The organism is Halomonas shengliensis (assembly GCF_900104135.1).
GTDB classification, from domain to species: Bacteria; Pseudomonadota; Gammaproteobacteria; order Pseudomonadales; family Halomonadaceae; genus Halomonas; species Halomonas shengliensis.
Genome location: NZ_FNIV01000006.1, coordinates 56,062 through 79,434, shown reverse-complemented (window position 1 = coordinate 79,434; position 23,373 = coordinate 56,062). Strand labels below are relative to the sequence as shown.

General features: G+C 71.4%; 24 protein-coding genes. 14 read left to right on the top strand and 10 right to left on the bottom strand.

Going from position 1 to position 23,373, the window contains the following annotated elements; all coding sequences use genetic code 11:
- Positions 1 to 33: 33 nt before the first annotated feature.
- Positions 34 to 699 (bottom strand): orotate phosphoribosyltransferase, encoded by a 666-nt coding sequence (pyrE, locus tag BLP95_RS10465; protein WP_089678982.1) that lies wholly within the window; start codon positions 697 to 699, stop codon positions 34 to 36.
- Positions 700 to 805: 106 nt separating this feature from the next.
- Here pyrE and BLP95_RS10460 point away from each other — a divergent pair, with 106 nt between their 5' ends.
- The gene (locus BLP95_RS10460; protein ID WP_089678979.1) at positions 806 to 1,573 is read left to right on the top strand and encodes an exodeoxyribonuclease III; all 768 of its coding nucleotides are present in this window, start codon (positions 806 to 808) and stop codon (positions 1,571 to 1,573) included.
- 91 nt (positions 1,574 to 1,664) lie between these two features.
- Here the strand turns inward: BLP95_RS10460 and rph are convergent, their stop codons facing one another.
- The gene (rph, locus tag BLP95_RS10455) at positions 1,665 to 2,402 is read right to left on the bottom strand and encodes a ribonuclease PH (RefSeq protein WP_023006147.1); all 738 of its coding nucleotides are present in this window, start codon (positions 2,400 to 2,402) and stop codon (positions 1,665 to 1,667) included.
- 123 nt (positions 2,403 to 2,525) lie between these two features.
- Here rph and BLP95_RS10450 point away from each other — a divergent pair, with 123 nt between their 5' ends.
- The 7 genes from BLP95_RS10450 to thpR all read left to right on the top strand — a co-directional run bounded on the left by BLP95_RS10450 (position 2,526) and on the right by thpR (position 9,185).
- A complete protein-coding gene (locus BLP95_RS10450) occupies positions 2,526 to 3,389 on the top strand; it encodes a YicC/YloC family endoribonuclease (RefSeq protein ID WP_089678976.1) in 864 nt (287 codons plus the stop codon).
- A gap of 98 nt (positions 3,390 to 3,487) precedes the next feature.
- Positions 3,488 to 4,687 (top strand): MFS transporter, encoded by a 1,200-nt coding sequence (locus BLP95_RS10445; RefSeq protein WP_089678974.1) that lies wholly within the window; start codon positions 3,488 to 3,490, stop codon positions 4,685 to 4,687.
- Between the two features lie 122 nt (positions 4,688 to 4,809).
- Positions 4,810 to 5,424 (top strand): guanylate kinase, encoded by a 615-nt coding sequence (gmk, locus tag BLP95_RS10440; RefSeq protein WP_089678971.1) that lies wholly within the window; start codon positions 4,810 to 4,812, stop codon positions 5,422 to 5,424.
- A 129-nt stretch (positions 5,425 to 5,553) separates the two neighbouring features.
- Positions 5,554 to 5,811 (top strand): DNA-directed RNA polymerase subunit omega, encoded by a 258-nt coding sequence (gene rpoZ, locus BLP95_RS10435; protein WP_089678968.1) that lies wholly within the window; start codon positions 5,554 to 5,556, stop codon positions 5,809 to 5,811.
- A 66-nt stretch (positions 5,812 to 5,877) separates the two neighbouring features.
- Positions 5,878 to 8,013 (top strand): RelA/SpoT family protein, encoded by a 2,136-nt coding sequence (locus BLP95_RS10430; protein WP_089678965.1) that lies wholly within the window; start codon positions 5,878 to 5,880, stop codon positions 8,011 to 8,013.
- Positions 8,014 to 8,095: 82 nt separating this feature from the next.
- Positions 8,096 to 8,485: a RidA family protein gene (locus tag BLP95_RS10425; RefSeq protein ID WP_023006141.1), complete on the top strand. Its 390-nt coding sequence runs from the start codon at positions 8,096 to 8,098 to the stop codon at positions 8,483 to 8,485.
- A 190-nt stretch (positions 8,486 to 8,675) separates the two neighbouring features.
- Positions 8,676 to 9,185 (top strand): RNA 2',3'-cyclic phosphodiesterase, encoded by a 510-nt coding sequence (gene thpR, locus BLP95_RS10420; protein ID WP_089678962.1) that lies wholly within the window; start codon positions 8,676 to 8,678, stop codon positions 9,183 to 9,185.
- Between the two features lie 19 nt (positions 9,186 to 9,204).
- Here the strand turns inward: thpR and BLP95_RS10415 are convergent, their stop codons facing one another.
- The gene (locus BLP95_RS10415; RefSeq protein ID WP_089678959.1) at positions 9,205 to 10,077 is read right to left on the bottom strand and encodes an SDR family oxidoreductase; all 873 of its coding nucleotides are present in this window, start codon (positions 10,075 to 10,077) and stop codon (positions 9,205 to 9,207) included.
- 67 nt (positions 10,078 to 10,144) lie between these two features.
- On the opposite strand from BLP95_RS10415, the gene BLP95_RS10410 reads away from it, so the two are divergent.
- Positions 10,145 to 11,065, top strand: coding sequence for a hydrogen peroxide-inducible genes activator (locus BLP95_RS10410; protein ID WP_031218207.1), 921 nt, complete (start codon positions 10,145 to 10,147; stop codon positions 11,063 to 11,065).
- Positions 11,062 to 13,143 (top strand): ATP-dependent DNA helicase RecG, encoded by a 2,082-nt coding sequence (gene recG / locus BLP95_RS10405; RefSeq protein WP_089678956.1) that lies wholly within the window; start codon positions 11,062 to 11,064, stop codon positions 13,141 to 13,143. The genes BLP95_RS10410 and recG overlap by 4 nt, the downstream gene beginning before the upstream one ends.
- A gap of 11 nt (positions 13,144 to 13,154) precedes the next feature.
- Here recG and yccS read toward each other — a convergent pair whose 3' ends face one another.
- From yccS to BLP95_RS10385, 4 genes are all read right to left on the bottom strand, one after another.
- Positions 13,155 to 15,290 (bottom strand): YccS family putative transporter, encoded by a 2,136-nt coding sequence (gene yccS / locus BLP95_RS10400; protein ID WP_089678953.1) that lies wholly within the window; start codon positions 15,288 to 15,290, stop codon positions 13,155 to 13,157.
- Between the two features lie 16 nt (positions 15,291 to 15,306).
- Entirely contained in the window at positions 15,307 to 15,663 is a 357-nt protein-coding gene (locus BLP95_RS10395) for a hypothetical protein (protein ID WP_089678951.1), read from the bottom strand.
- A gap of 73 nt (positions 15,664 to 15,736) precedes the next feature.
- Entirely contained in the window at positions 15,737 to 16,012 is a 276-nt protein-coding gene (locus BLP95_RS10390; protein WP_023006134.1) for an HU family DNA-binding protein, read from the bottom strand.
- Positions 16,013 to 16,193: 181 nt separating this feature from the next.
- Entirely contained in the window at positions 16,194 to 17,357 is a 1,164-nt protein-coding gene (locus tag BLP95_RS10385; protein ID WP_089678948.1) for an FAD-dependent oxidoreductase, read from the bottom strand.
- Between the two features lie 55 nt (positions 17,358 to 17,412).
- Between BLP95_RS10385 and BLP95_RS10380 the strand changes: the two genes are divergently transcribed.
- From BLP95_RS10380 to phoR, 4 genes are all read left to right on the top strand, one after another.
- Entirely contained in the window at positions 17,413 to 17,970 is a 558-nt protein-coding gene (locus BLP95_RS10380) for a chorismate--pyruvate lyase family protein (protein WP_425402556.1), read from the top strand.
- An 81-nt stretch (positions 17,971 to 18,051) separates the two neighbouring features.
- Positions 18,052 to 18,957, top strand: a complete 906-nt coding sequence (gene ubiA / locus BLP95_RS10375; RefSeq protein WP_089678944.1) for a 4-hydroxybenzoate octaprenyltransferase — start codon at positions 18,052 to 18,054, stop codon at positions 18,955 to 18,957.
- Positions 18,958 to 19,005: 48 nt separating this feature from the next.
- Entirely contained in the window at positions 19,006 to 19,695 is a 690-nt protein-coding gene (gene phoB / locus BLP95_RS10370) for a phosphate regulon transcriptional regulator PhoB (protein WP_023006430.1), read from the top strand.
- A 1-nt stretch (position 19,696) separates the two neighbouring features.
- The gene (phoR, locus tag BLP95_RS10365) at positions 19,697 to 20,998 is read left to right on the top strand and encodes a phosphate regulon sensor histidine kinase PhoR (RefSeq protein WP_089678941.1); all 1,302 of its coding nucleotides are present in this window, start codon (positions 19,697 to 19,699) and stop codon (positions 20,996 to 20,998) included.
- A gap of 6 nt (positions 20,999 to 21,004) precedes the next feature.
- Here phoR and cysZ read toward each other — a convergent pair whose 3' ends face one another.
- From cysZ to pstB, 3 genes are all read right to left on the bottom strand, one after another.
- Positions 21,005 to 21,730, bottom strand: a complete 726-nt coding sequence (cysZ, locus tag BLP95_RS10360) for a sulfate transporter CysZ (protein ID WP_089678938.1) — start codon at positions 21,728 to 21,730, stop codon at positions 21,005 to 21,007.
- A gap of 90 nt (positions 21,731 to 21,820) precedes the next feature.
- Positions 21,821 to 22,549, bottom strand: a complete 729-nt coding sequence (gene phoU, locus BLP95_RS10355; protein ID WP_089678935.1) for a phosphate signaling complex protein PhoU — start codon at positions 22,547 to 22,549, stop codon at positions 21,821 to 21,823.
- A gap of 25 nt (positions 22,550 to 22,574) precedes the next feature.
- Positions 22,575 to 23,348, bottom strand: coding sequence for a phosphate ABC transporter ATP-binding protein PstB (gene pstB, locus BLP95_RS10350; RefSeq protein WP_235048520.1), 774 nt, complete (start codon positions 23,346 to 23,348; stop codon positions 22,575 to 22,577).
- Between the last annotated feature and the right edge of the window lie 25 nt (positions 23,349 to 23,373).

Sequence of the window (23,373 nt, the reverse complement as noted above, 5' to 3'; positions counted from 1 at the left end):
CAAAAATCTTGTACACTTAACGTACAGCATAGCTCACTCCGGCGTCACGCCATAGCGCTCCCGATAGGCGCGGATGGCGTCGGCGTGGCCACGCAGGCGCTCGCCGCCCTGCTCCTCAAGATAGGCCAGCACCATGTCCAGCGTCACGATGCTGATCACCGGCATGGCGTAGCGCGCCTCGACCTCCTGGATGGCGCTGCGCGCCTCGCCCTCGGTGCTGCCGCGCTCCTGGCGATCCAGGGCGATCACCACCCCGGCGGCGCGGGCGCCGGCGCCCTGGATCAGCGTCATCACCTCGCCGATGGCGGTGCCGGCGGTGATCACATCGTCGATGATCAGGATATCGCCTTCGAGCTCGGCGCCGACGATGTTGCCGCCCTCGCCATGGGCCTTGGCCTCCTTGCGGTTGAAGGCGTAGGGGAGGTCGCGGTCGTGGTGGTCGGCCAGCGCCACGGCGGTGGTGGCGGCCAGCGGGATACCCTTGTAGGCGGGGCCGAAGAGCACGTCGAAGGCCGGCGCCTGGTCGGCGATGGCGCGGGCGTAGAAGCGCCCCAGCCGGGCCAGGGCGCCGCCGGTGCGGAACAGCCCGGCGTTGAAGAAGTAGGGGCTGACACGACCCGACTTGAGCGTGAACTCGCCGAAACGCAGCACCCCCTGCGCGATGGCAAACTCGATGAACTCGCGCTGGTAGGGCTGCATGCGTCGATCCGCCACGGGGCCTCCTATCACGTTTATTGGCCTTCGCCATTTACCCAAACGTCGAAACGTCGGGTATCATACACGCGCGACGGTAAAGGGACCACGTATGAAAATCGCTACCATCAACGTCAACGGCATCCGCGAGGCCGTCGGGCGAGGCTTCCTCGACTGGCTGGCCAACCAGGACGCCGATGTCGTCTGCATCCAGAATACCAAGGCCAAGAGCTTCGAGCTGGACGACAGCATCCTCTATCCGGAAGGCTACGAGGGCTACTTCCTCGACGCCGAGCAGGACGGCTTCTCCGGGGTCGGCCTCTACTGCCGCAAGATCCCCAAGGCGATCATGTACGGGCTGGGCTTCCCCCAGTGCGACCACGAGGCACGCTTCCTGCAGGCGGACTACGACCGCTTCAGCATCGCCAGCTTCCTGATGCCCGACGGCAGCGACCCCGCCGCCAAGCAGGCCTTCATGGCACAGTACCAGGAGTACCTGAGCAAGATGGCGCGCAAGCGCCGCGAGTACATCATCTGCGGCACCTGGCACATCGCCCACAAGACCATCGACCTGGAGAACTGGGCCGACAACCAGGAGACCCCAGGCTTCACCCCCGAGGAGCGCGCCTGGATGGACCAGGTGTTCGGCCCCACCGGCTTCATCGACTGCTTCCGCGAGATCAACCGCGACGCCGGCGAGTACACCTGGTGGCCCAAGCTCGACCAGGAGGTGCCGCGCTCCCGCCAGGAGGGCTGGCGCATCGACTATCAGGTGGTGGGCCCCAACTTCCGCCGCCATGTGGTGGACGCCTGGATCGACTACGACGCCACCTTCTCCGAGCACGCCCCGCTGATCGTCGAGTACGACCTGCCGCTCTGAGCCCTGCCCCCGTCGCCGTTCCGCCTCGCCGGAACGCAGAGTGCCGGCCCCCGAGGCCGGCACTCTGCGTTGATGGCGGCAGCCCGGCGCCTCAGCGCGGGATGCCCAGCGCCTCGCGCTGGTGCTCGAACAGCTGGGCGCCGGCGTTCTCGGCCAGCTCCAGCATGGCGTTGAGCTCGGCGCGGCTGAAGCTGCCCTTCTCGGCGGTGCCCTGCACCTCGATCAGGCTGCCCGCCTCGGCCATCACCACGTTCATGTCGGTGTCGGCCGCGCTGTCCTCGGGATAGTCCAGGTCCACCACCGGCACGCCCTTGAACAGGCCCACCGAGATGGAGCTCACCAGCTGCTTGAAGGGGTCGCCCTTGATCAGCTTGTTGCGCTGCAGGTAGCGGATGGCATCCACCAGCGCCACGCAGCCGCCGGTGATGGAGGCGGTGCGGGTGCCGCCGTCGGCCTGGATCACGTCGCAATCCACGGTGATGGTGAACTCGCCCAGCTTCTTGAGATTGACCGCCGCGCGCAGCGAACGGCCGATCAGGCGCTGGATCTCCAGGGTGCGGCCGCCCTGCTTGCCGCGGGTCGCCTCGCGGCCGCCGCGGGTATGGGTGGCACGCGGCAGCATGCCGTACTCGGCGGTGACCCAACCCTGGCCCTTGCCGCGCAGCCAGCGCGGCACGCCGGGTTCCACGCTGGCGTTGCACAGCACCTTGGTGTCACCGAACTCGACCAGCACCGAGCCTTCGGCGTGGCGGGTGTAGTCGCGGGTCAGGCGGATCTCGCGTGGCTGCTCGGGGGCGCGCCCGCTGGGGCGTCGAACGTCGTTGGCCATGGGTCCTCGTGATCTCGTCGGTGGGGGAATCGGCTGGCCGCCATTCTACACGCTTGGCCCGGTGCTGCCGGCGAATCGGTTACACTGCGCCCATCTCCCCCCACCCCGTCGTCAGGAGGCCCCATGGTCCACAGCATGACCGCCTTCACCCGCCAGGAGCACAGCGCCTCCTGGGGCAGCCTGCAGCTCGAGCTGCGCTCGGTGAACCAGCGCTACCTGGAGCCCCACTTCCGCCTCCCCGAGAGCCTGCGCGACCTGGAGCCGGCCTTCCGCGAGGCGCTGCGCGCCCGGCTGGCCCGGGGCAAGGTGGAGGTGAGCCTGCGCTTCGAGCCCGCCGGCGACGCCGCCGGCCTGGCCGTGAACGGCGCGCGCCTGGCCGAGCTCGCCCAGGCACTGGCCGAGGTGCGCCAGGCGGTGGAGGACACCACCCCGCCCGATGCCCTGGCCCTGCTCGACTACCCCGGCGTGCTGGAGAACCGTGGTCCCGACCCCGAGAGCGTCAAGGCCGCGGCGCTCACCCTGTTCGACCAGGCGCTGGCCGACCTGGTGGCCGGCCGCGCCCGGGAGGGCGACAAGCTCGCCGCCCTGATCCGCGAGCGGCTCGCCGGTATCGAGGCCCAGGTGGCCGAGGTGCGCACCCTGATGCCGCAGATCCTCGAGCGCCAGCGCGCCCAGCTGCTGGAGCGGCTGGAGGGCGTGCGCGCCGAGCTCGACCCCCAGCGCCTGGAGGCCGAGCTCGCCCTGCTGGCCCAGAAGGCCGACGTCGACGAGGAGCTCGACCGCCTCGCCACCCACGTCGCCGAGGTGGAGCGCCAGCTCAGGCAGAAGGGGCCCATCGGCCGCCGCCTGGACTTCCTGATGCAGGAGCTCAACCGCGAGGCCAACACCCTGTCATCGAAGTCGGTGGTGGCCAGCACCACCCGCTGCGCGGTGGAGCTCAAGGTGCTCATCGAGCAGATGCGCGAGCAGATCCAGAACATCGAGTAGACGGCGACCCTTCGTCTGCTGACTGCCCTGCCCTATACTTTCGTCCTGTTCCCACGACCCCGGCCGCCCGCCGGGGTCGCCTGTTTGCGGAGATCCCCATGTCCACCCCTTCCTCCGCCGTGGCCCGCCATCCACGGCTGGCGGAGCTCGCCCTGGCGCTGGGCGGCTTCGGCATCGGCACCAGCGAATTCGTGATCATGGGCCTGATGGAGCGCGTGGCCGCCAACCTGGCGGTGGCCACCGCCGACGTCGGCTACGCCATCTCCGCCTATGCCCTGGGCGTGGTGGTGGGCGCGCCGCTGATCTCGGCGCTCGCCGCCCGGGTGCCACGCCGCGCCCTACTGATCGCGCTGATGCTGGTGTTCGCGCTGGGCAACGTGGCCAGCGCCCTGACCACCGCCTTCTGGCCCTTCGTCGCCCTGCGCTTCGTCGCCGGTCTGCCCCACGGCGCCTTCTTCGGGGTCGCCGCCCTGGTGGCCGCGGCGGCGGTGCCGGTGGACCAGCGCGCCCGGGCCATCGCCCGGGTGATGCTGGGGCTGAGCGCCGCCATCGTGGTAGGCGCGCCCCTGGCGACCTGGGCCGGCCAGTGGCTGGGCTGGCGCTTCGCCTTTCACGCCGTGGGCGCCGTGGCCCTGGCCACCATGCTGATGATCCGGCTGTGCGTGCCGGCCCAGCCCGGCGATCGCGCGGCGAGCCCGCGCCGCGAGCTCGGTGCCCTGGTCAGCCCGCGGGTGCTGGCCACCCTGGGTGTCGCCGCCATCGGCTTCGGCGGCATGTTCGCGGTGTTCAGCTACGTGGTGCCCACCCTGCGCGCTCAGGCCGGCATGCCCGAGACGCTGGGACCCTGGGTGCTGACGCTATTCGGCCTGGGCGGCATCGTCGGCAATCTGGTGGGCGCGCGGCTGGCCGACCGCCACCCGGTGGGGGCGATCCCCTGCATCCTGGTGTGGAGCCTGCTGGTGCAGCTGGGCTTCTATGCGGCCGCCAACCACCTCGTCACCGGGCTGCTGTTCGTCACCCTGGTGGGCACCGGCATCGCCCTGGGACCGGCGCTGCAGGCGCGGCTGATGGACGTGGCCGGCGAGGCGCAGACCATGGCCGCCTCCATGAACCACGCCGCCTTCAATGGCGCCAACGCCCTGGGCGCCTGGCTGGGCGGGGCCACCATCAAGGCCGGCGCGGCCTGGTCGGCCACGGGGCTGGTGGGGGCGGGCCTGGCCCTCGGCGGCCTGGCGGTGTTCGCCCTGGGACGCCGGCTGGAGCGCCATTCCTCACCGGGCGCCACCCCCGCCGGCTAGCCGGATGCAGGCGCCGGGCGGGTATGCGATACTTCGCCCCCTTCCGCCGCCGGCCTCGGCCCGGTCAGCAGACCGCGATCCCAACCCTCGGTCCCAACCCCTTTCCCAACCCGGAGACGCGCATGTCGCAAGGTACGCTGTTCATCGTTTCCGCCCCCTCCGGCGCCGGCAAGACCAGCCTGGTGCGCGAGCTGATCGAGAGCCTCGACGGCATCCAGGTGTCGGTATCCCACACCACCCGTGCCCGTCGCGAGGGCGAGGTGGACGGGGTCAACTACCACTTCGTGGACGTCCCCGGCTTCGAGGCGATGATCGAGCGCGGCGAGTTCTTCGAGTACGCCCGGGTGTTCGACAACTACTACGGCACCTCGCGCCCGGCGGTGCAGGCGGCGCTAGCCGCCGGCCAGGACGTGATCCTGGAGATCGACTGGCAGGGCGCGCGCCAGGTGCGCCAGCAGATGCCCGAGGCGGTGTCGGTGTTCATCCTGCCGCCCTCCCGGGAGGAGCTGGAGCGACGCCTGGCGGGCCGCGGCACCGACGAGCACGCGGTGATCGCGCGGCGCATGCGCGACGCGGTGAGCGAGATGTCCCACCACGACGAGTACGACTACCTGGTGATCAACGACGACTTCACCACCGCCCTGGACGAGCTGCGCGCCCTGGTGGTGTCGCGCCGCCTGACCCGCGAACGCGCCGGCGCCACCCACGCCCCCCTGCTCCAGGCGCTGCTCGCCTGAGGCCCGCGCGTGGCGCTTGTCAGCGCTGCCGCGCCTCGAGTAACCTATCAGGTCTATCCATAGCGGACTCCCGTCTCGCGCCCCGTGCGCGCGACGCCGGGGTCCCGTCAGCACTTCAGGAAGGCATCCATGGCGCGAGTCACTGTCGAAGATTGTCTGGAAAACGTCGAAAACCGCTTCAAGCTGGTGATGATCTCCACCCAGCGCGCCCGCCAGCTGGCCCGCGGCTCCCGCGACGCCCAACTGCCGTGGGAGAACGACAAGCCCACCGTCATGGCCCTGCGCGAGATCGCCGCCGGCCTGGTCGACGCCAGCGTGCTCGACGAGCCCGTCGAGGCCCCGGTGCGGCCGCCCCAGCCCCAGTACGGCAGCTTCGCCGAGGAGTGATCCCCGACGGCGCCCAGGCGCCGTCGCTCCCTTCCGGACACTCACGCAGGAGTCAGGGCGCGCCGCATGTTCACCATCGATGACCTGGCCGACCGACTCGGCGGCTACCTTCCCCAGGGCGAGATCCAGCAGGTCAAGCGCGCCTTCTACTACGCCGAGCAGGCCCACGACGGCCAGCGCCGGCGCTCCGGTGAACCCTACGTCACCCACCCCCTGGCCGTCGCCAACATCCTCGCCAACATGCATATGGACCATCAGAGCCTGATGGCCGCCATGCTGCACGACGTGATCGAGGATACCGGGGTCGGCAAGGAGGCCCTGGCGCGCCAGTTCGGCGCCCCGGTGGCGGAGCTGGTGGATGGCGTCTCCAAGCTGACCCAGATCGCCTTCGAGGACAAGGCGGTCGCCCAGGCCGAGAACTTCCAGAAGATGGTGCTGGCGATGTCCCGGGACATCCGGGTGATCATCGTCAAGCTCGCCGACCGCCTGCACAACATGCGCACCCTGGGCGCCCTGCGCCCCGAGAAGAAGCGCCGCATCGCCCGCGAGACCCTGGAGATCTACGCCCGTATCGCCAGCCGCCTGGGCATCAACACCATCCGCGTGGAGCTCGAGGACCTCTCCTTCCAGGCGATCCACCCGATGCGTGCCGAGCGCATCAAGCGCGCCGTCTCCAGCGCCCGGGGCCACCGCCGCTCGGCGATCCGCCAGATCCAGAACACCCTGCAGCAGAGCCTCGACGACGAGGGGCTGGCCGGCACCGTGGTCGGCCGCCAGAAGCACCTGCTGTCGATCTACAAGAAGATGCGCGACCAGCGCAAGTCGTTCAACGAGATCATGGACGTCTTCGGCTTCCGCATCCTCACCGAGGACGTCGACAGCTGCTACCGCATCCTGGGCGTGGTGCATAACCTCTACAAGCCGGTGCCCGGGCGCTTCAAGGACTACATCGCCATCCCCAAGGCCAACGGCTACCAGAGCCTGCACACCACCCTGTTCGGCGCGGGGGGCATGCCCATCGAGGTACAGATCCGCACCCGCGAGATGGAGGCCATGGCCAACAACGGCATCGCCGCCCACTGGCTCTACAAGGCGGGCCAGACCGACCATCCTATTGCTGAGGGCAGCCGCGCCCGGGCCCGCTCCTGGATCAAGGGGCTGTTGGAGATGCAGCGCCATGCCGGGGACTCGCTGGAGTTCATCGAGCACGTCAAGAACGACCTCTTCCCCGATGATATCTACGTGTTTACCCCCAAGGGCGACATCATGGAGCTGCCCCAGGGCGCCACGGTGATCGACTTCGCCTACAGCGTGCACACCGACATCGGCAACAGCACCATCGCCTGCCGCATCGACCGCCACCTGGCCCCACTCTCCACCCGCCTGGAGAGCGGCCAGACCCTGGAGATCATCACCGCCCCGGGGGCGCGCCCCAACCTCGCCTGGCTCAACTTCGTGGCCACCGCCAAGGCGCGCTCGGCGATCCGCCACGCGCTCAAGCACCAGCAGCACACCGAGGCGGTGCAGCTGGGCCGACGCCTGCTCAACAAGGCGCTGGCGGCGTTCGAGACCAGCCTGGAGGAGCTGCCCGAGGGGCCGCTGCCCGAGCTGCTGGCGGAGCTGGGCCTGAAGAACGAGGACGCCCTGCTGGAGTCCATCGGCCTCGGCTCGCGGGTCGCCCACGTGATCGCCCGGCGCCTGGTGGACCTGCAGCATGGCGAGGAGACGGCACCCGGCCCCGCGGCGGCTCGCCAGCAGGGCCCCATCGTGATCAGCGGCGCCGAGGGCATGGTGATCAAGTTCGCGCGCTGCTGCCACCCGCTGCCCGGCGACCCCGTGGTAGGCCACCTCTCGGCGGGCAAGGGGATCGTGGTGCACCGCGCCGAGTGCCGCAACCTCGCCGAGCTCGGCGACGATCCCGAGAAGCTCTTCCCGCTGGAGTGGGCCCGGGAGATCGACGAGGACTTCCCGGTGGCGCTGCGCCTGCAGGTGGAGAGCCGCCGTGGCCTGGTGGCCGAGCTCGCCGGGGTGGTCACCGACGCCGACGCCAATATCGAGCGCATCGGCATCGAGGAGCGCGACGCCCGCCTGGCCACCGTCAACCTGACCCTCGCCGTGCGCGACCGCGTGCACCTGGCGCGCATCATCAAGCGGCTGCGCAACCTCTCCCACGTCGAGCGCATCAGCCGCCTGGGCAACTGACACTTCCCCCATCGGTCCGGTCGCCCCCGCCGGGGGCGCCGGGCCGTTTCCTTACCGAACAGAACCACAACGGAGCGACACCATGAGCAACAAGGCTGTGATCAACACCGAGAAGGCCCCCGCCGCCATCGGCCCCTACTCCCAGGCCATCAAGGCCGGCAACACCGTCTACCTCTCCGGCCAGATCCCCCTGGACCCGGCCACCATGGAGCTGGTCTCCGACGACTTCGAGGCCCAGGCCCGCCAGGTCTTCACCAACCTGCGCGCCGTCTGCGAGGAGGCCGCCGGCTCCCTGCAGGACATCGTCAAGCTCAACCTCTACCTGGTCGACCTGGGGCAGTTCGCGGTGGTCAACGCCGTGATGGAGGAGTTCTTCGAGAAGCCCTACCCGGCGCGCGCCGCCATCGGCGTCAAGGCGCTGCCCAAGGGTGCGCAGTTCGAGGCGGAAGGCGTCATGGTCATCGGCGACTAACAGAAAAGGCGGATTCGCTACTGCGCTCGGGCTCTTATTGAAGAAAGCTGGCCGCCGGCGGTGCCGGTGCGCCGGCCCGGTCGTCTCCTCATGTAGCAGGCTACACTCCGGGAGCTGCGCTCCGGCGGCGACCAGCCTCTCATCGCTCGTAACGCGACTCCATCCTTTTCTGAAGTGCTGGACAATCGACTTGAGACTGTTTCTTGCCCTGGAGCCGCCCGACGCGCTGCGCGCGCGGCTGGGGGCGCTGGCCGATAGCGCGCACGCCCGCTGCGGCGGGCGGCGGGTGCCCGACGAGAGCCTCCACCTGACCCTGGCCTTCCTCGGCGAGGTGGAGACATCACGCGTCGAGGCGCTGGTCGAGTGGCTGCAAGGCGAGTCGCCCGCAGGGGGCGAGTGGCGCCTGGATCGCTGGGGGACCTTCCGACGGCCGGGGATCGTCTGGGTCGGGGGCGGTACGCCCGACCCGGCGCTCGATGCGCTGCAGGCGCGGCTGTGGAACGGGCTGGAGGCCCTCGGCCACGGCGGGCGACCGACGCGCTTCGTGCCTCACGTCACCCTGCTGCGCCGGGCGGCGCGCCTGTCCATCGAGGCGCTGCCGCCGGTCAACCTCGCCTGGCGCTGGCGGCGCCTGACGCTGCTGCGCTCCTTCACCCTGCAGGACGGGCCCCGCTACGAGGTGGTGGCGCGCTCGTCCTGAGCGACGGGCATCGGTGCCGTCAGGCCTTCTCCGGCAGGAAGCCGCCCTCGCGCAGCACCTGGGCGTAGCCCTCGCGGAAGGTCGGATAGCGGAACTGGTAGCCGCTCTCCAGCAGCCGGGCATTGCTGCAGCGCTTGCTGGCGCGGCGGCGCAGCGGCGACTGGATGGTCTCGGTGGCCTCCACCTTCAACTGCATGGCCAGCCAGGCCATGACGTCGTGGAGCGGCGCCGGCTCGCAGTCGGTGGCCAGGTAGAGCTCGTCGACGCCCTCGCCCTCCAGCACCCGGCCGATCAGGTGGGCGAGCACCCCGGCGCAGTCGTCGCGATGGATGCGGTTGGTGTACATGGCGGGGCTAGGCGGGGCGATGCGCCCCTCGCCCACCTGGCGGATCAGGCGGTCGCGGCCGGGGCCGTAGATCCCCGAGAAGCGCACCACGGTGCCGGGCAGGGGGTGGTCGAGCAGCGCCCGCTCCGCCTCGCACATCAGCTGGCCCGAGAAGCCGGTGGGCTCGGTGGGGCTCGCCTCGTCCACCGTCTCGCCGTCGCGCTGGGCGTAGACGCTGGTGGAGGAGACGAAGAAGACGTGGCGCGGCGGCGCCTCGCGGCCGCCGAACTCGGCCAGGGCGGCGGTCAGGCCCTCGGGATAGGCGGCGCGGTAGGCCGCCTCCTCGAAGCGGTCGGCGCTGGCCACGTAGACCAGGATGTCGGCGTCGGGCAGCGCCGCCAGGCTGGCCGGGTCGGTGAGGTCCACGGCGGCGGCCTCCAGGCCGCTCTCCGCCAGCGCCTCAACCTTGCGGCGGGCGCCGATGACCCGCTGGCCCGCCTCCTGCAGGCGCCGGCCAAGGACCGTGCCGATGTCGCCGCAGCCCAGAATCAGTGTCGTCGTCTTCACCTTTTCCCTGCCCCCTGATAAAAAGTCCCTATTGGAATTTCAAGAGGATGCCTGCACGGCAACCAGAATGACTCTAACAGAACTCCGCTACATCGTGACACTGGCCCAGGAGCGCCACTTTGGTCGTGCCGCCGAGCGCTGCTTCGTCTCCCAGCCGACCCTGTCGGTGGCGGTGAAGAAGCTCGAGGAAGAGCTCGGCGTGCCGCTGTTCGAGCGCTCCAAGTCCACGGTCCAGGTCACGCCGCTGGGCGAGAAGATCGTCGAGCAGGCCCAGCGGGTGCTGGAGCAGACCAGCGTGATCAAGGAGCTGGCCACCGCGGGACGCGACCAGCTGGCGAGCCCCCTGCGCATCGGCGCCATCTACACCATCGGCCCCTATCTCTTCCCCCATCTGGTGCCGGAGCTTGCCCGCTCTGCCCCGCAGATGCCGCTCTACATCGAGGAGGGCTTCACCGGCAACCTGCGCCGCAAGCTGAGGAGCGGCGAGCTCGACGCCATCATCGTCGCGCTGCCCTTCACCGAGACCGATGTGCTCACCAAGCCGCTCTACGAGGAGGCCTTCGAGGTGCTGGTGCCGGCCGACCACCCCTGGGCGGGCCGCGACTGCGTGCACAAGGAGGAGCTGCTCCAGGAGCGCCTGCTGCTGCTGGGCGAGGGGCACTGCTTCCGCGACCAGATCCTCGAGGCCTGCCCGGCGATCAGCCAGAAGCTGGCCAGCCCCCACAACACTCTCACCGCCGAGGGCGGGTCGCTGGAGACCATCCGCCACATGGTGGCCTCCAAGCTGGGCATCACCGTGCTGCCGCGCTCGGCCATCGGCACCGGCCACTACGAGAGCGGCCTGCTGGCCAGCGTGCCCTTCGCCGACCCGGCGCCGCGGCGCACCGTGGCCATCGCCTGGCGCGCCAGCTTCCCGCGGCCCAAGGCGATAGACGCCATCACCGAGGCGGTCGCCCGCTGCCACCAGGCGGACCTCGCCCCGGCATGAACGCGCTCGACGCCCCGGTCGACTCGCTCAAGGGCGTCGGCGAGGCGCTGGCGGCGAAACTGGCCCGGCTGCGCATCGCCACCGTCGCCGACCTGCTCTTCCACCTCCCCCTGCGCTACCAGGACCGCACCCGCATCACCCCCATCGGCACCCTGCGCGCCGGCCACGAGGCGGTGGTGGAGGGCGAGGTGGTGGCCGCCGAGGTGGTGCGCGGCCGGCGGCGCAGCCTGCTGGTGCGCCTCAAGGACGGCAGCGGCATCCTCAGCCTGCGCTTCTTCCACTTCTCGCCGGCCCAGCAGCAGCAGTTCCAGCCCGGCGGCTGGGTGCGCGGCTTCGGCGAGGCCCGCGCCGGCGCCACCGGGCTCGAGATCTACCACCCCGAGTATCGCCTGCTCCGGGCCGATGCCCCGCCGGTGGAGGACCACCTCACCCCCATCTACCCCACCACCGAGGGGCTGCACCAGACCCGACTGCGGGCGCTGATCGAGCAGGCCCTGGCCCTGCTCGACGCCCACCCCGAGGCGCTGCCCGACTGGATCAGCGAGGACCTGCGCAGCCGCTTCCGCCTGCCCGAGCTGCACCACTGCCTGCATGTGCTCCACCAGCCGCCGCCGGAGGTCGACCCCGAGCAGCTCGCCGGCGGCCGCCACCCCGCCACCCGCCGCCTGGCGCTGGAGGAGCTGCTCGCCCACCGTCTCAGCCTGCAGGCGGTGCGCCTGCAGATCCAGCAGGACGGCGCCCCGGCGCTGCCCTCGGGGCGCGGCCTGCAGGCGCGCTTCCTGACCCAGCTGCCCTTCTCGCTGACCGCCGCGCAGCGCCGGGTGCTCGACGAGATCGCCGCCGACCTGGCCCGCGAGGTGCCCATGCTGCGCCTGGTGCAGGGCGACGTCGGCTCCGGCAAGACGGTGGTGGCCGCCATGGCGGCGCTCGCTGCCATCGCCGGCGACTGCCAGGCGGCGATGATGGCGCCCACCGAGCTCCTCGCCGAGCAGCACTACCGCGCCTTCCGCGCCTGGTTCGCGCCGCTGGGCATCGAGGTGGCCTGGCTCTCCGGCAAGCTCAAGGGCAAGGCGCGGCTGGACACCAAGGCCGCCATCCAGGACGGCCGCGCGCGCATGGTGGTGGGCACCCATGCGCTGTTCCAGGGCGACGTGCACTTCCAGCGCCTGGGGCTGGCCATCGTCGACGAGCAGCACCGCTTCGGGGTGCACCAGCGCCTGGCCCTGCGCGAGAAGGGCGAGGCCGGCGGCCTCACCCCCCACCAGCTGGTGATGACCGCCACCCCCATCCCGCGCACCCTGGCGATGAGCGCCTACGCCGACCTCGACGTCTCGGTGATCGACGAGCTGCCCCCGGGGCGCACCCCGGTGAGAACGGTGGCGATGCCCGACGAACGCCGTCCCGAGGTGGTGGCACGCATCCGCCACGCCTGCGCCGCGGGGCGCCAGGCCTACTGGGTCTGCACCCTGATCGAGGAGTCCGAGGCGCTGGAGTGCCAGGCCGCCGAGGCGACCCGGGACGAGCTCGTCGAGGCGCTGCCGGAGCTCGCCATCGGCCTGGTCCACGGGCGCATGAAGGCCGCCGAGAAGGCCACGGTGATGGACGCCTTCAAGGCCGGCGAGCTCGACCTGCTGGTGGCCACCACGGTGATCGAGGTGGGGGTCGACGTGCCCAACGCCAGCCTGATGATCATCGAGAACCCCGAGCGGCTGGGGCTCTCCCAGCTGCACCAGCTGCGCGGCCGGGTCGGGCGGGGCGCCACCGCCAGCTTCTGCGTGCTGCTCTACCATCCGCCGCTCTCCGCCCACTCCCGGGAGCGCCTGGCGGTGATGCGCGAGACCAGCGACGGCTTCCGCATCGCCGAGAAGGACCTGGAGCTGCGCGGCCCCGGCGAGGTGCTGGGCACCCGCCAGACGGGGCTGGCGCAGATGAAGATCGCCGACCTGGAGCGCGACGCCGACCTGCTCGACCGCGTCGCCCCCCTGGCCGAGGCGCTGATGGCCAGCCACCCCGAGGCCAGCCGCCCGCTGATCCGCCGCTGGCTGGGCGAGGAGGCCGGGCGCTACGGGCAGGTGTGACGGTCTCCCGCTCAGGGAGTGTCGTCGACAAGCCGGGTGGCGGCCTCGCGCAGCGGGGTCAGCTGGCCGGCGATCAGCGCCAGCTGGGCGCCCAGGAAGCGCTCCCCAGGACCCTCATCCCGTCCCTCGCCGAGCGCCGGCGGCGCGCTGTCTGCCGGCGGCCGACGCCCGCGTAGCGCCTCGGCCAGGGCGTCGAGCTCGGCCAGGATCGCCTGTCCCGCCACCCGTTCCCCTGGCGTCACGCCGCCCTCCTCGCCGCGGTGGGCACCCAGCGCCGAGAGGTAGTTGAGCAGGGTATGGGCGTGGAGCTGGAAGGGTAGCCCGCGCTCGGCGTCGCGACGGAAGGGGCCGGGCTCCTGGCGGGCGTTGGCGAGCAGCGCGGCGAGCTCCGCATCGGCGTTGTGGGCGTTGCGTCGCGCCAGGCGATAGGCGAGGTCGTCGCGCCGGCCGCGGGCGTACTGCTCGAGCAGCGCCGCCAGGTAGTCGCGGCTGGCGGTGAGCGCCTCGGCGGCCTGGCGATGCAGCCCTCGCCCCTGCCAGTCGGGCAGGATCGCCAGCACCGCCACCCCGGCGATGCCGGCGCCCAGCAGGGTGTCGAGGAAGCGCGGCCAGATCAGTCCGAAGCCGTCCCCCACCTGGTTGAAGCAGCTCAGCACCATCAGGGTGATCGCCGCCGTGGCCAGGGTGTAGTGGCGCCCGCGCAGGGCGAAGAAGCCGACCCCGGCGGCCACCGCGATCGCCGCCTGGAGCGCCGGCGAGGGGAACAGGCTGATCAGCGCCCAGCCCACCACCAGTCCCACCACCGTGCCCAGGATGCGCTGCCACAGGAAGCGCCGGGTGGCACCGAAGCTGGGGCGGCAGACGAACAGGCTGGTGAGCAGGATCCAGTAGCCCTGGGTGGGATGGATCAGGTGCAGCAGGCCGTAGCCCGTCAGCAGGGTGACGGCGAGCCGCACGGCATGACGGAACACCGGCGAGCGCGGCGTCAGCTGGGCCCGCAGCCGCTCGGCGACCTCGGCGGGCCCCCGCGGGGTGCGATCGTGCAGGGCGGTGTCGCTGGCGGCGTCGAGCTCGGGGTGGCGCGCCCCGGCCAGGCCCTGCTCCAGGGTCGCCAGGTTGTCGGCCACCGCCGTCAGCGCCGGCAGCAGCGCGGCGCGCTTGCCCTCGGCGCCCTCGCGCAGCCGGGCCAGGGAGGCCTCGAGGTCGGCCAGCGCCGCCTCGCTGGGGGCGAGGTCGAAGGGGCGCTTGAGCAGCAGCCCCCGGGCCAGGGTGCGGCACGCCTCGCCCTGGGCCGTCAGCACCCGCTGCACCCGGAACAGCACGTCATGGTGGAAGTAGGCCTGCGCCAGCTCGGCGTAGGGGGAGTGGGAGGAGCTAGCCCGCTCGTGGATCTCCTGGGCGATGAAGTAGAGGCGCAGGTAGCGCGCCAGGCGCGGCGACTCGCGGGTCCCCTCCAGGCGGCGGAAGAGCCGCTCCTTGGCCTCGTTGAGGGCCGCCACCACCTCACCGTTCTGCTGGGCCAGGGCCAGGCGCCGCCTGGCCACATCGAGGTCGCGCACCGGCTCGAACAGCGCCGCCTTGAGCGCCAGGTAGCGGGCCAGCTCGCGGAACACCCGGGCCAGCGCCAACTGGAGGGGCTGGCGCGAGAAGAGCGCGCACCAAGCCACCGAGATCGCCCCGTAGCCGGCGGCCCCGGCCACCAGCAGCGCCGGCTCGCGCCACAGCTCGGCCAGCGCCGGGGTGCCGCGCTGCTCGAGGCTGATCATGGTGTAGATGGCGAGGATCAGGGTGGCGTTGGCGATGGTGGCGTAGCGCTGGCCCACCGCGCCCAGCATGGTCAGGGCGAAGGCGGCGAGCGCCAGGGCCGCGGCGAAGGGCCAGGGATGCGCGAAGAGCAGCTCCACCGTCAGGGCGGCGGCGGCGAAGCAGGCCAGGGTCACCAGCAGGGCGGCCAGCCGGCCCGGCCAGTCGTCGTCGGTCTCGGCCAGGGCGCTGGCGATGGCGCCCAGGAACAGCGGGATCAGGCTCGCCATGTCGCCGCGCCACCAGCACACCAGGGTGATGGCGGCCAGGGCAAGGAAGACGCGCAGGCTATAGGCGGCGGGCTCCAGGGTCCAGAAGCGGCGCAGGACCAGGGCGGGGGTCATGGCGAGCGGGGCGGGCTCAGAGGTGGCGCAGCAGCTTCTGCAGCCGCTCGAGGTCGGCGCTGTCGCCCACCAGGCGCACACGGCCTTCCATCATGCCCTCAAGGAAGGCCTGCTGGGTGGGCCTGCGCAGGATCGCCAGGGCGCTGGCCGCATCCGCGAAGCGCAGCTCCAGGTCGAGGTCCACGGGCAGGCCGCGGCCGTGCTCGATGCCGCGGGGCGACATGCGATAGTGGCGGGCGATGGCGAGATCCTCGGTGGCCACCCCCCAGTCGAGGCCACGGGTCTCGGCCAGCAGCTCACGGAAGCGGGGATTGCGGCGTCGGGCGCGCTGCAGCAGCCAGCCCAGCACCCAGAGCATCAGTTTCAGCTTCATGTCATCACCACCGGATCCCTGGAGGGTGGAAGCGAGGCGGCCCGGCACCGAGGCGGCGCCGGGCGGCCCGGGGTCACTTGGCGACGGCGTCCTTGAGGCCCTTGCCCGCCTTGAAGGCCACGGTCTTGCTGGCCGGGATGGTCAGCGGCTGGCCGGTCTGGGGGTTCTTGCCGGTGCGTGCGGCACGCTCGCGCACGGTGAAGGTGCCGAAGCCGACCAGGCTGACATCCTGCCCCTGGGAGACGCTGCCGGTGATCTCGTCGAGAATCACGTTGAGCACCTGGCTCGCCTTGTCCTTGGATAGATCGGCGCGCTCGGCGATCGCCGCCGCGAGTTCTGGCTTACGCATGTAACCCTCCTGGTGTTGACTCGAGTCCCGACGCCGGCGTCGGGGTGTTGTTGTCATGGAAACGGCGCTCACCGTTCGCCCGGAAATGCACCGAGCGACGGGGGAACGGCGTCGTGGGCAAGCTGGCGGACGCGCCGCCACGTTCGGGAAAGCCCGTCGCAGCGCCGGCTGCGACAGGCACCTAGCCTAGCAACGCCGGCGCGGCCCGCGCCAGTTCGACTTTCCGACGCACGCAGGCGCCTGTCAACGCAAATCCGATCAAACGTCCGTCCTCGGCCTCGGCCAGGGCGGTGAGATCCCCCGCCTCGCCCTCGATGCGCCAGCGTGCCGGTTCACGCCTCGGCGGCAGCGCCACCACCGGCAGCAGCGGCGTCTTGACCAGCACCGGCCAGGCGCCGTAGCGCACCGGCGTGGGGCTGCCGGCGAGGGTGCGCGCCAGGGCGCGGGCGGAGGCCTGGAGCGGCTGCACGTACATGGCGTTGACCCCCTCGACGCAGGCCACATCGCCCAGGGCGAAGATACCCGGGGCCGAGGTGGCCAGGGTGCGGTCGACGTGGATACCGGCGGCGCTCGCCGCCAGCCCGGCCGCCTCGGCCAGCGCGGTGCGCGGCGCCAGGCCGGTGGCCAGCAGCACCAGGTCGGCCGCCACGCCCTCGCCACCCTCGAGCCGTACCCGCGCCTCGCTGCCCTCGGCCTCGAGGCCCGCGACCCCCACGCCCAGGCGCAGCGCCACGCCAGCCTCGGCGAAGGCCTCGGCGAGGGCCCGCCCCAGGGGCTCGGGCAGCAGACGCGGCAGCGGCGCGGCTTCCGGCGCGATCAGGCTGACCCGGTGGCCGCCGGCGACCAGGTCGTTGGCGAACTCGCAGCCCACCAGCCCGGCGCCGATGATCGCCACCCGCGCCGGCCGCCCCAGGGCCGCCACGGCGGCGTGGAAGGCGCGGTAGTCGTCGAGGTCGTTGACCGCCATCACCCGGCCGGCCAGCGCCTCGGGCACCCCGAAGGGCGATACCGGCGCCGCCCCGGTGGCCAACACCAGCTCCCCGAAGGGCAGCCGCTCCTCGCCGATGCGCAGGGTGCGGCGCTCGGGATCGATCGCCTCGACCCGGGTATGGGTGCGCACCACGGCGTCGAGGGAGTCGGCCACCGCCAGGGCGTCGCGGGCCGCCAGCCGCTCAGGCGCCAGGCCCTTGGCGAAGCCGGTGGAGAGCAGGGGCTTCGAGTAGTCGTCGCCGCCGTCCGCGGTGATCAGGGTCACCGGTCGCTCGGCGTCGAGGGCGCGCAGCTGGCGCAGCAGGCCGAGGCCCGCCATGCCGCTGCCGAGGATGGTCAGGGGCGCAGCGCTCATGGGACTCCTCGTCGGGAAGGGAATGGGGCGCATGGTACACTAGGCGCCCCTCAGGATGGACAGGGAGTCCACGGTGTCAGCCCCTCACCCCTCCGCCCCGCCGCGCTGGCGGCCGCTTGCCGCCGCCTATCCCGCCATGAGTCCCGCCTGGCGACGCTGGGTCGGCGCGCGGGACTCCCTCACCCTGCGCCTCACCGAGGCGGGGCGGCCGCGCCCCTTCCGGGTACAGCTGCTCGACCAGCGCATCGCCACCCCACGCCGCGACGAGGCCCAGGCCCTGGGGCTGCCGCCGGGACGCCAGGCGTGGCTGCGCGAGGTGGCGCTCTGCCTGGGGGAGGCCCCCTGGGTGGCGGCGCGCTCGGTGGCGCCGCTGGAGGGGCTGCCCGACCACGAGCTCGAGCGCCTCGGCGAGCGCTCCCTGGGGGCCTGGCTGTTCCGCCAGCCCGACCTCGAGCGCGGCACGATCGAGGCGACCGAGGACCCCGCCGGCTTCCACCCCGCCCGCGGGCCCTGGGGGCGCCGCTCGGTGTTCCGCCATGGCGGCTTCCAAGTGCTGGTGCAGGAGTGGTTCCTCGACGCCATGGCGGATGACCTCGGCCTGCCTTCGCGCTAGGCTCTGGGGTTCCCGATGCTCAGGGGCGCCGGCACCGCCCCGTCCGCGCATCCCCCACCCCACACCCGCCGCGAGGTAGAGATGGACCGCACCCTGATGCGCCCCACGGGCCTGGCCCGGCTCCCCGACTTCCTGCGCCTGACGCGCCTCGACCGCCCCATCGGCACCTGGCTGCTGATGTGGCCCACCCTGTGGGCGCTGTGGGTGGCCGCCCAGGGCCTGCCGGAACGCCGCCTGCTGCTGATCTTCCTGGGCGGGGTCTACCTGATGCGGGCCGCCGGCTGCGTGGTCAACGACTACGCCGACCGCCACCTCGACGGCCACGTCAAGCGCACCCGGGACCGGCCGCTGGCCACCGGGCGCATCAGCGAGGGCGAGGCCCAGGTGCTGTTCGCCCTGCTGGTGGCGGCGGCCTTCGTGCTGGTGCTGTTCACCAACCTGTTCACGGTGCTGCTCTCCATCGGCGGGGTGATCCTGGCCTTCATCTACCCCTTCATGAAGCGCTACACCCACCTGCCCCAGCTGTTCCTCGGCGCCGCCTTCTCCTGGGCCATCCCCATGGCCTTCGGCGCCGTGCTGGGCCGGGTGCCCCTGGAGGCGTGGCTGCTGTTCGCCGCCAACGTCACCTGGACCGTGGCCTACGACACCGAGTACGCCATGGTCGACCGCGACGACGACCTCAGGATCGGCATCAAGTCCACCGCGGTGCTGTTCGGTGGCGCCGACCGCTTCATGATCGGCCTGCTGCAGCTGGTCACCCTGGCGCTGCTGGCCTGGGCCGGCACCCGCCTGGCGCTGGGCGGCTTCTTCTGGCTGGGCCTGGCCGGCATGGCCGCCACCTTCGTGTGGCAGCACCACCTGATCCGCGAGCGCGAGCGCGAGCCCTGCTTCCGCGCCTTCCTCAACAACTACTGGTCGGGCCTGCTGGTGTTCGCCGGCGTCGCCCTGAGCCTGTGGCCGAGCGCCCCTGTCACGCCAGTGTCATAATGGCGTGGTGAGATCGTCATCGAATCGCCCTGGACCCGAGGCTACCGGATGACCGCCAAGACCGTACTGATCGTCGATGATGAGGCGCCGATCCGCGAGATGATCGCGGTGGCGCTGGAGATGGCCGACTATCGCGTGCTCGAGGCGGACAACGCCCAGACCGCCCACGCCATGGTGGTGGATCACCAGCCCGACCTGCTGCTGCTCGACTGGATGATGCCCGGCACCAGCGGCATCGAGCTGGCGCGCCGCCTCAAGCGCGAGGAGACCACCGCCGAGCTGCCGATCATCCTGCTCACCGCCAAGGGCGAGGAGGACAACAAGATCCAAGGGCTCGAGGCCGGCGCCGACGACTACATCACCAAGCCCTTCTCCCCCCGCGAGCTGGTGGCCCGGCTCAAGGCGGTGCTGCGGCGCACCACCCCGCGCGGCGTCGAGGACCCGGTGGAGGTCGAGGGGCTAGTGCTCGACCCGGTCAGCCACCGGGTCAGCGCCGACGGCCGGGGGCTGGAGATGGGGCCCACCGAGTACCGCCTGCTGCAGTTCTTCATGACCCACCAGGAGCGCGCCTACACCCGCAGCCAGCTGCTCGACCAGGTGTGGGGCGGCAACGTCTACGTCGAGGAGCGCACCGTCGACGTGCATATCCGCCGCCTGCGCAAGGCGCTGGGCGAGCGCCACCAGCACCTGGTCCAGACGGTGCGCGGCACCGGCTACCGGTTCTCCGCCAAGGGCTGACGTGAGGCTCTGGCGACGCGAGCTGTGGCGCCTGGTCCTGCTGGCCGGCCTGGGCCTGCTGACCGGCTGGCCGCTGGGCGCCCCCGGCGCCGGCCTGGCCCTGGGGCTGGCGCTCTGCCTCGGCTACCACCTCTACCAGCTGCGCGCCCTGCACCGCTGGATCACCCACGACAGCCAGTCCGAGCCGCCGGCCGCCGCCGGGCTGTGGGGCGACCTGATGGATCGCCTCTACCGCTACCAGAAGGGGCAGCGCCTGACCCAGAAGCGCCTGCTCGACACCCTGCGGCGCATCCAGGAGTCCTCCGAGGCGATGCGCGACAGCGTGGTGATGCTCGACCGCCACGGCGACCTGGAGTGGTGGAACAGCGCCGCGGAACAGATGCTGGGCCTCAAGCCGGCGCTGGACCGCGGCCACCACATCACCAACCTGCTGCGCGACCCGCGCTTCGTCGACTACTTCCATCGCCGCGACTACCGCGAGCCTCTCACCCTGGCCTCGCCCATCGACGAGCGCAGGGTGCTGCAGTTCCAGATCACCCTCTACGGCGACGACGAGCGGCTGCTGATGGCCCGCGACATCACCCGCCTGCACCGCCTGGAGGAGATGCGCCGCGACTTCGTGGCCAACGTCTCCCACGAGCTGCGCACCCCGCTCACCGTGCTGTCGGGCTACCTGGAGACCTACGCCGACCAGGCCGAGCTGATGCCGCCACGCCTCGCCCGGGGCCTGGCCAGCATGCAGGAGCAGACCACCCGCATGCAGAACCTGGTGGCGGACCTGCTGCTGCTCTCGCGGCTGGAGATCGACCGCGGCGGTGCCGACCATGCCGCCCTGGACATGGCGGCGCTGCTGGAGGCGGTACGGCGCGACGCCGAGGCGCTCTCCGGCGGTCGCCATGTCATCGCCGTGGAACTCAGGGAGCCCCGCGCCCTGGTGGGCAGCGAGCAGGAGATCCGCAGTGCCCTCTCCAACCTCGCCTTCAACGCCGTGCGCTACACCCCCGAGGGCAGCCATATCACCCTGAGCTGGCGCCCCGCCGCGGAGCACGGCGCCTGCCTGGAGGTGATCGACGACGGCGAGGGCATCGACCCGGTGCACCTCCCGCGCCTCACCGAGCGCTTCTACCGGGTCGACAAGGGGCGCAGCGCCGCCACCGGCGGCACCGGCCTGGGGCTGGCCATCGTCAAGCACGTGCTGCTGCGCCACGACGCCAGGCTCGAGATCGACTCCCGCCCCCGCCAGGGCGCCACCTTCCGCGGCCTCTTCCCGGCCGCGCGCCTCACCGAGGCCACGGCCGGCTGAGGCGAGTCAGCGCCTTGCCGGCAGGTTCCGGTAGTGGCCGTCCCACATCAGCACCCCGGCGGCCACCGCCCCGGGCAGCAGGAAGAGGTTGGCCAGCGGGATCCAGGTGATCAGGGTCACCCCGCCGCCGTAGGTGAGCGTCGGCCACCAGCGCGCCTTCAGCCGCCGACGCATGTCGGCAAAGCTCACCTTGTTGTTGTCCATGGGGTAGTCGAGGTAGGTGATCGCCATCATCCACGCCGAGAACAGCGCCCACAGCAGCGGGGCGACCAGGTTGACCACCGGGATCCAGCTGATCACGAACAGCACCGCCATGCGCGGCAGGATGTAGGCGAGCTTGACCATCTCGCGCCCCAGGGCGTCCACCGCCGTCTTCGCCAGGCCGCGGTCGTCCAGGGGGGGGCGGCCGGTGGCGGCGATCTCCACCTTCTCGGCCAGGAAGCCGTAGAAGGGCGCGGCGATCAGGTGGGTCACCAGGGTGAAGGTGAAGAACACCGCCAGCACCAGGCTGAGCACGAACAGCGGCCAGATCAGCCACTCCAGCCAGGCGAGCCAGCCGGGCACCATGCCCATCCAGTGGTCCAGCCAGCCGCCGAAGTTGGTCAGCACGTAGCCGAGCATGGCGGCATAGACCAGCAGGTTGATGGCGATGGGAACGAAGACATAGCGGCGCAGGCCGGCACCGTAGACCAGGCGGGTCCCCCGGGCCAGGGCCGTGAAGGCATCGAGCATGGTGTGTCCTTGCGACAGGCGGAAACGAAACAGGCCGGCCACCGCGGGAGGCGATGGCCGGCCACATTGACGATCAATCGCCCGCCGCGGTCAACCCTTGCGGGCGATCGCCTCGGCGTCGAGGTCGTCGGGATCGGTGTGGCGGATGTCCATGCCCTTGACCAGGTAGACCACGTACTCGGCCAGGTTGTTGGCGTGGTCGCCGATGCGCTCCAGGGCGCGCAGGATCCACATCAGGCTGAGCACCGGCGAGATCGAGCGGGCGTCCTCCATCATGAAGGTCATCAGCGAGCGCATGGCGCTCTGGTACTCGTTGTCGACCTCCTCGTCCTCATGCACCAGCTTAAGCGCCAGCTCGGTGTCGAAGCGGGCGAAGGAGGTGAGGGCGTCGCGCACCATGCGGCGCACGTGCTCGCTGATCATGCGCACCTCGACGAAGCCGCGGCTGCCGTTGTCGCCATCGATCAGCTCGCAGGCGTTGCGGGCGATCTTGCTCGCCTCGTCGCCGATGCGCTCCAGGTCGGAGGCGGCACGGATCACCGCCAGCACCAGGCGCAGGTCGGAGGCGGTGGGTTGGCGACGCGCCAGCACCTGGGTGCACTCCGCGTCGATCTTGATCTGCATGTCGTTGACCGCGCGGTCGTTGTCTACCACCTGGCGGCCCAACGCCGAGTCGCCCTCGAGCAGGGCGGCCACGGCATCCTGGACCTGCTTCTCCACCAGGCCCCCCATCGCCATCAGGTGGGTCTTGAGCTCCTCGAGCTCCTGGTTGAACTGCCGCGAGATGTGCTGGCTGTGGATATCGCTGCTGATGTCCATGGGACTCTCCTTGGGGCCGGACCACTCAGGTCATGCGCCCGGTGATGTAGTTCTCGGTACGCGCGAGGCGCGGATTGGTGAACAGGGTCTGGGTGGGGCCGTACTCCACCAGTTCGCCCCGCTGCAGGAAGGCGGTGTAGTCGGAGACCCGCGCCGCCTGCTGCATGTTGTGGGTGACGAGCACCAGGCTGAGCCGCGACTTGAGGTTGCGGATCAGCTCCTCGATCTTCAGCGTCGAGATCGGGTCCAGCGCCGAGGCCGGCTCGTCGAGCAGCAGCACCTCGGGCCCCACCGCCAGGGTGCGGGCGATCACCAGGCGCTGCTGCTGGCCGCCGGAGAGGGTCCAGGCCGAGGCCCTCAGTCGATCCTTGACCTCCTCCCACAGCGCCGCCGACTGCAGCGCCCACTCCACGGTGTCGTCGATGCGGCGCTTGCGCAGGCCACCCTGCAGGCGCAGGCCGAAGGCGACGTTGTCGTAGATCGACATCGGGAAGGGGTTGGGCGCCTGGAACACCATGCCCACCCGCCGGCGCAGCTCCGCCACGTCCACCTCAGGGGCGTGGATATCCTGCCCCTCCAGGCGGATCTCGCCGCGGCGCACCACCTCCTCGTTGAGGTCGTGGAGCCGGTTGAGGGCGCGCAGCAGGGTCGACTTGCCGCAGCCCGAGGGACCGATGAAGGCCGTCACCCGATGCCGGGGCACCCGCAGGGTGAGATCGCGCAGCGCCGGGGTCTCGCCGTAGGCGAGGCTCAGCCCCTCGATCGCCAGGCAGCTCTCGTCGGCGGCGAAGTCGATGATCGGGCCGCCCGCCGTGGCGGGCGAC

Excerpts from the sequence above, each read along its gene's own strand:
- pyrE (WP_089678982.1), bottom strand. The coding sequence starts at position 699 with ATGCAGCCCTACCAGCGCGAGTTCATCGAGTTTGCCATCGCGCAGGGG.
- BLP95_RS10460 (WP_089678979.1), top strand. The coding sequence starts at position 806 with ATGAAAATCGCTACCATCAACGTCAACGGCATCCGCGAGGCCGTCGGG.
- rph (WP_023006147.1), bottom strand. The coding sequence starts at position 2,402 with ATGGCCAACGACGTTCGACGCCCCAGCGGGCGCGCCCCCGAGCAGCCA.
- BLP95_RS10450 (WP_089678976.1), top strand. The coding sequence starts at position 2,526 with ATGGTCCACAGCATGACCGCCTTCACCCGCCAGGAGCACAGCGCCTCC.
- BLP95_RS10445 (WP_089678974.1), top strand. The coding sequence starts at position 3,488 with ATGTCCACCCCTTCCTCCGCCGTGGCCCGCCATCCACGGCTGGCGGAG.
- gmk (WP_089678971.1), top strand. The coding sequence starts at position 4,810 with ATGTCGCAAGGTACGCTGTTCATCGTTTCCGCCCCCTCCGGCGCCGGC.
- rpoZ (WP_089678968.1), top strand. The coding sequence starts at position 5,554 with ATGGCGCGAGTCACTGTCGAAGATTGTCTGGAAAACGTCGAAAACCGC.
- BLP95_RS10430 (WP_089678965.1), top strand. The coding sequence starts at position 5,878 with ATGTTCACCATCGATGACCTGGCCGACCGACTCGGCGGCTACCTTCCC.
- BLP95_RS10425 (WP_023006141.1), top strand. The coding sequence starts at position 8,096 with ATGAGCAACAAGGCTGTGATCAACACCGAGAAGGCCCCCGCCGCCATC.
- BLP95_RS10410 (WP_031218207.1), top strand. The coding sequence starts at position 10,145 with ATGACTCTAACAGAACTCCGCTACATCGTGACACTGGCCCAGGAGCGC.
- recG (WP_089678956.1), top strand. The coding sequence starts at position 11,062 with ATGAACGCGCTCGACGCCCCGGTCGACTCGCTCAAGGGCGTCGGCGAG.
- yccS (WP_089678953.1), bottom strand. The coding sequence starts at position 15,290 with ATGACCCCCGCCCTGGTCCTGCGCCGCTTCTGGACCCTGGAGCCCGCC.
- BLP95_RS10395 (WP_089678951.1), bottom strand. The coding sequence starts at position 15,663 with ATGAAGCTGAAACTGATGCTCTGGGTGCTGGGCTGGCTGCTGCAGCGC.
- BLP95_RS10390 (WP_023006134.1), bottom strand. The coding sequence starts at position 16,012 with ATGCGTAAGCCAGAACTCGCGGCGGCGATCGCCGAGCGCGCCGATCTA.
- BLP95_RS10385 (WP_089678948.1), bottom strand. The coding sequence starts at position 17,357 with ATGAGCGCTGCGCCCCTGACCATCCTCGGCAGCGGCATGGCGGGCCTC.
- BLP95_RS10380 (WP_425402556.1), top strand. The coding sequence starts at position 17,413 with ATGGACAGGGAGTCCACGGTGTCAGCCCCTCACCCCTCCGCCCCGCCG.
- ubiA (WP_089678944.1), top strand. The coding sequence starts at position 18,052 with ATGGACCGCACCCTGATGCGCCCCACGGGCCTGGCCCGGCTCCCCGAC.
- phoB (WP_023006430.1), top strand. The coding sequence starts at position 19,006 with ATGACCGCCAAGACCGTACTGATCGTCGATGATGAGGCGCCGATCCGC.
- cysZ (WP_089678938.1), bottom strand. The coding sequence starts at position 21,730 with ATGCTCGATGCCTTCACGGCCCTGGCCCGGGGGACCCGCCTGGTCTAC.
- phoU (WP_089678935.1), bottom strand. The coding sequence starts at position 22,549 with ATGGACATCAGCAGCGATATCCACAGCCAGCACATCTCGCGGCAGTTC.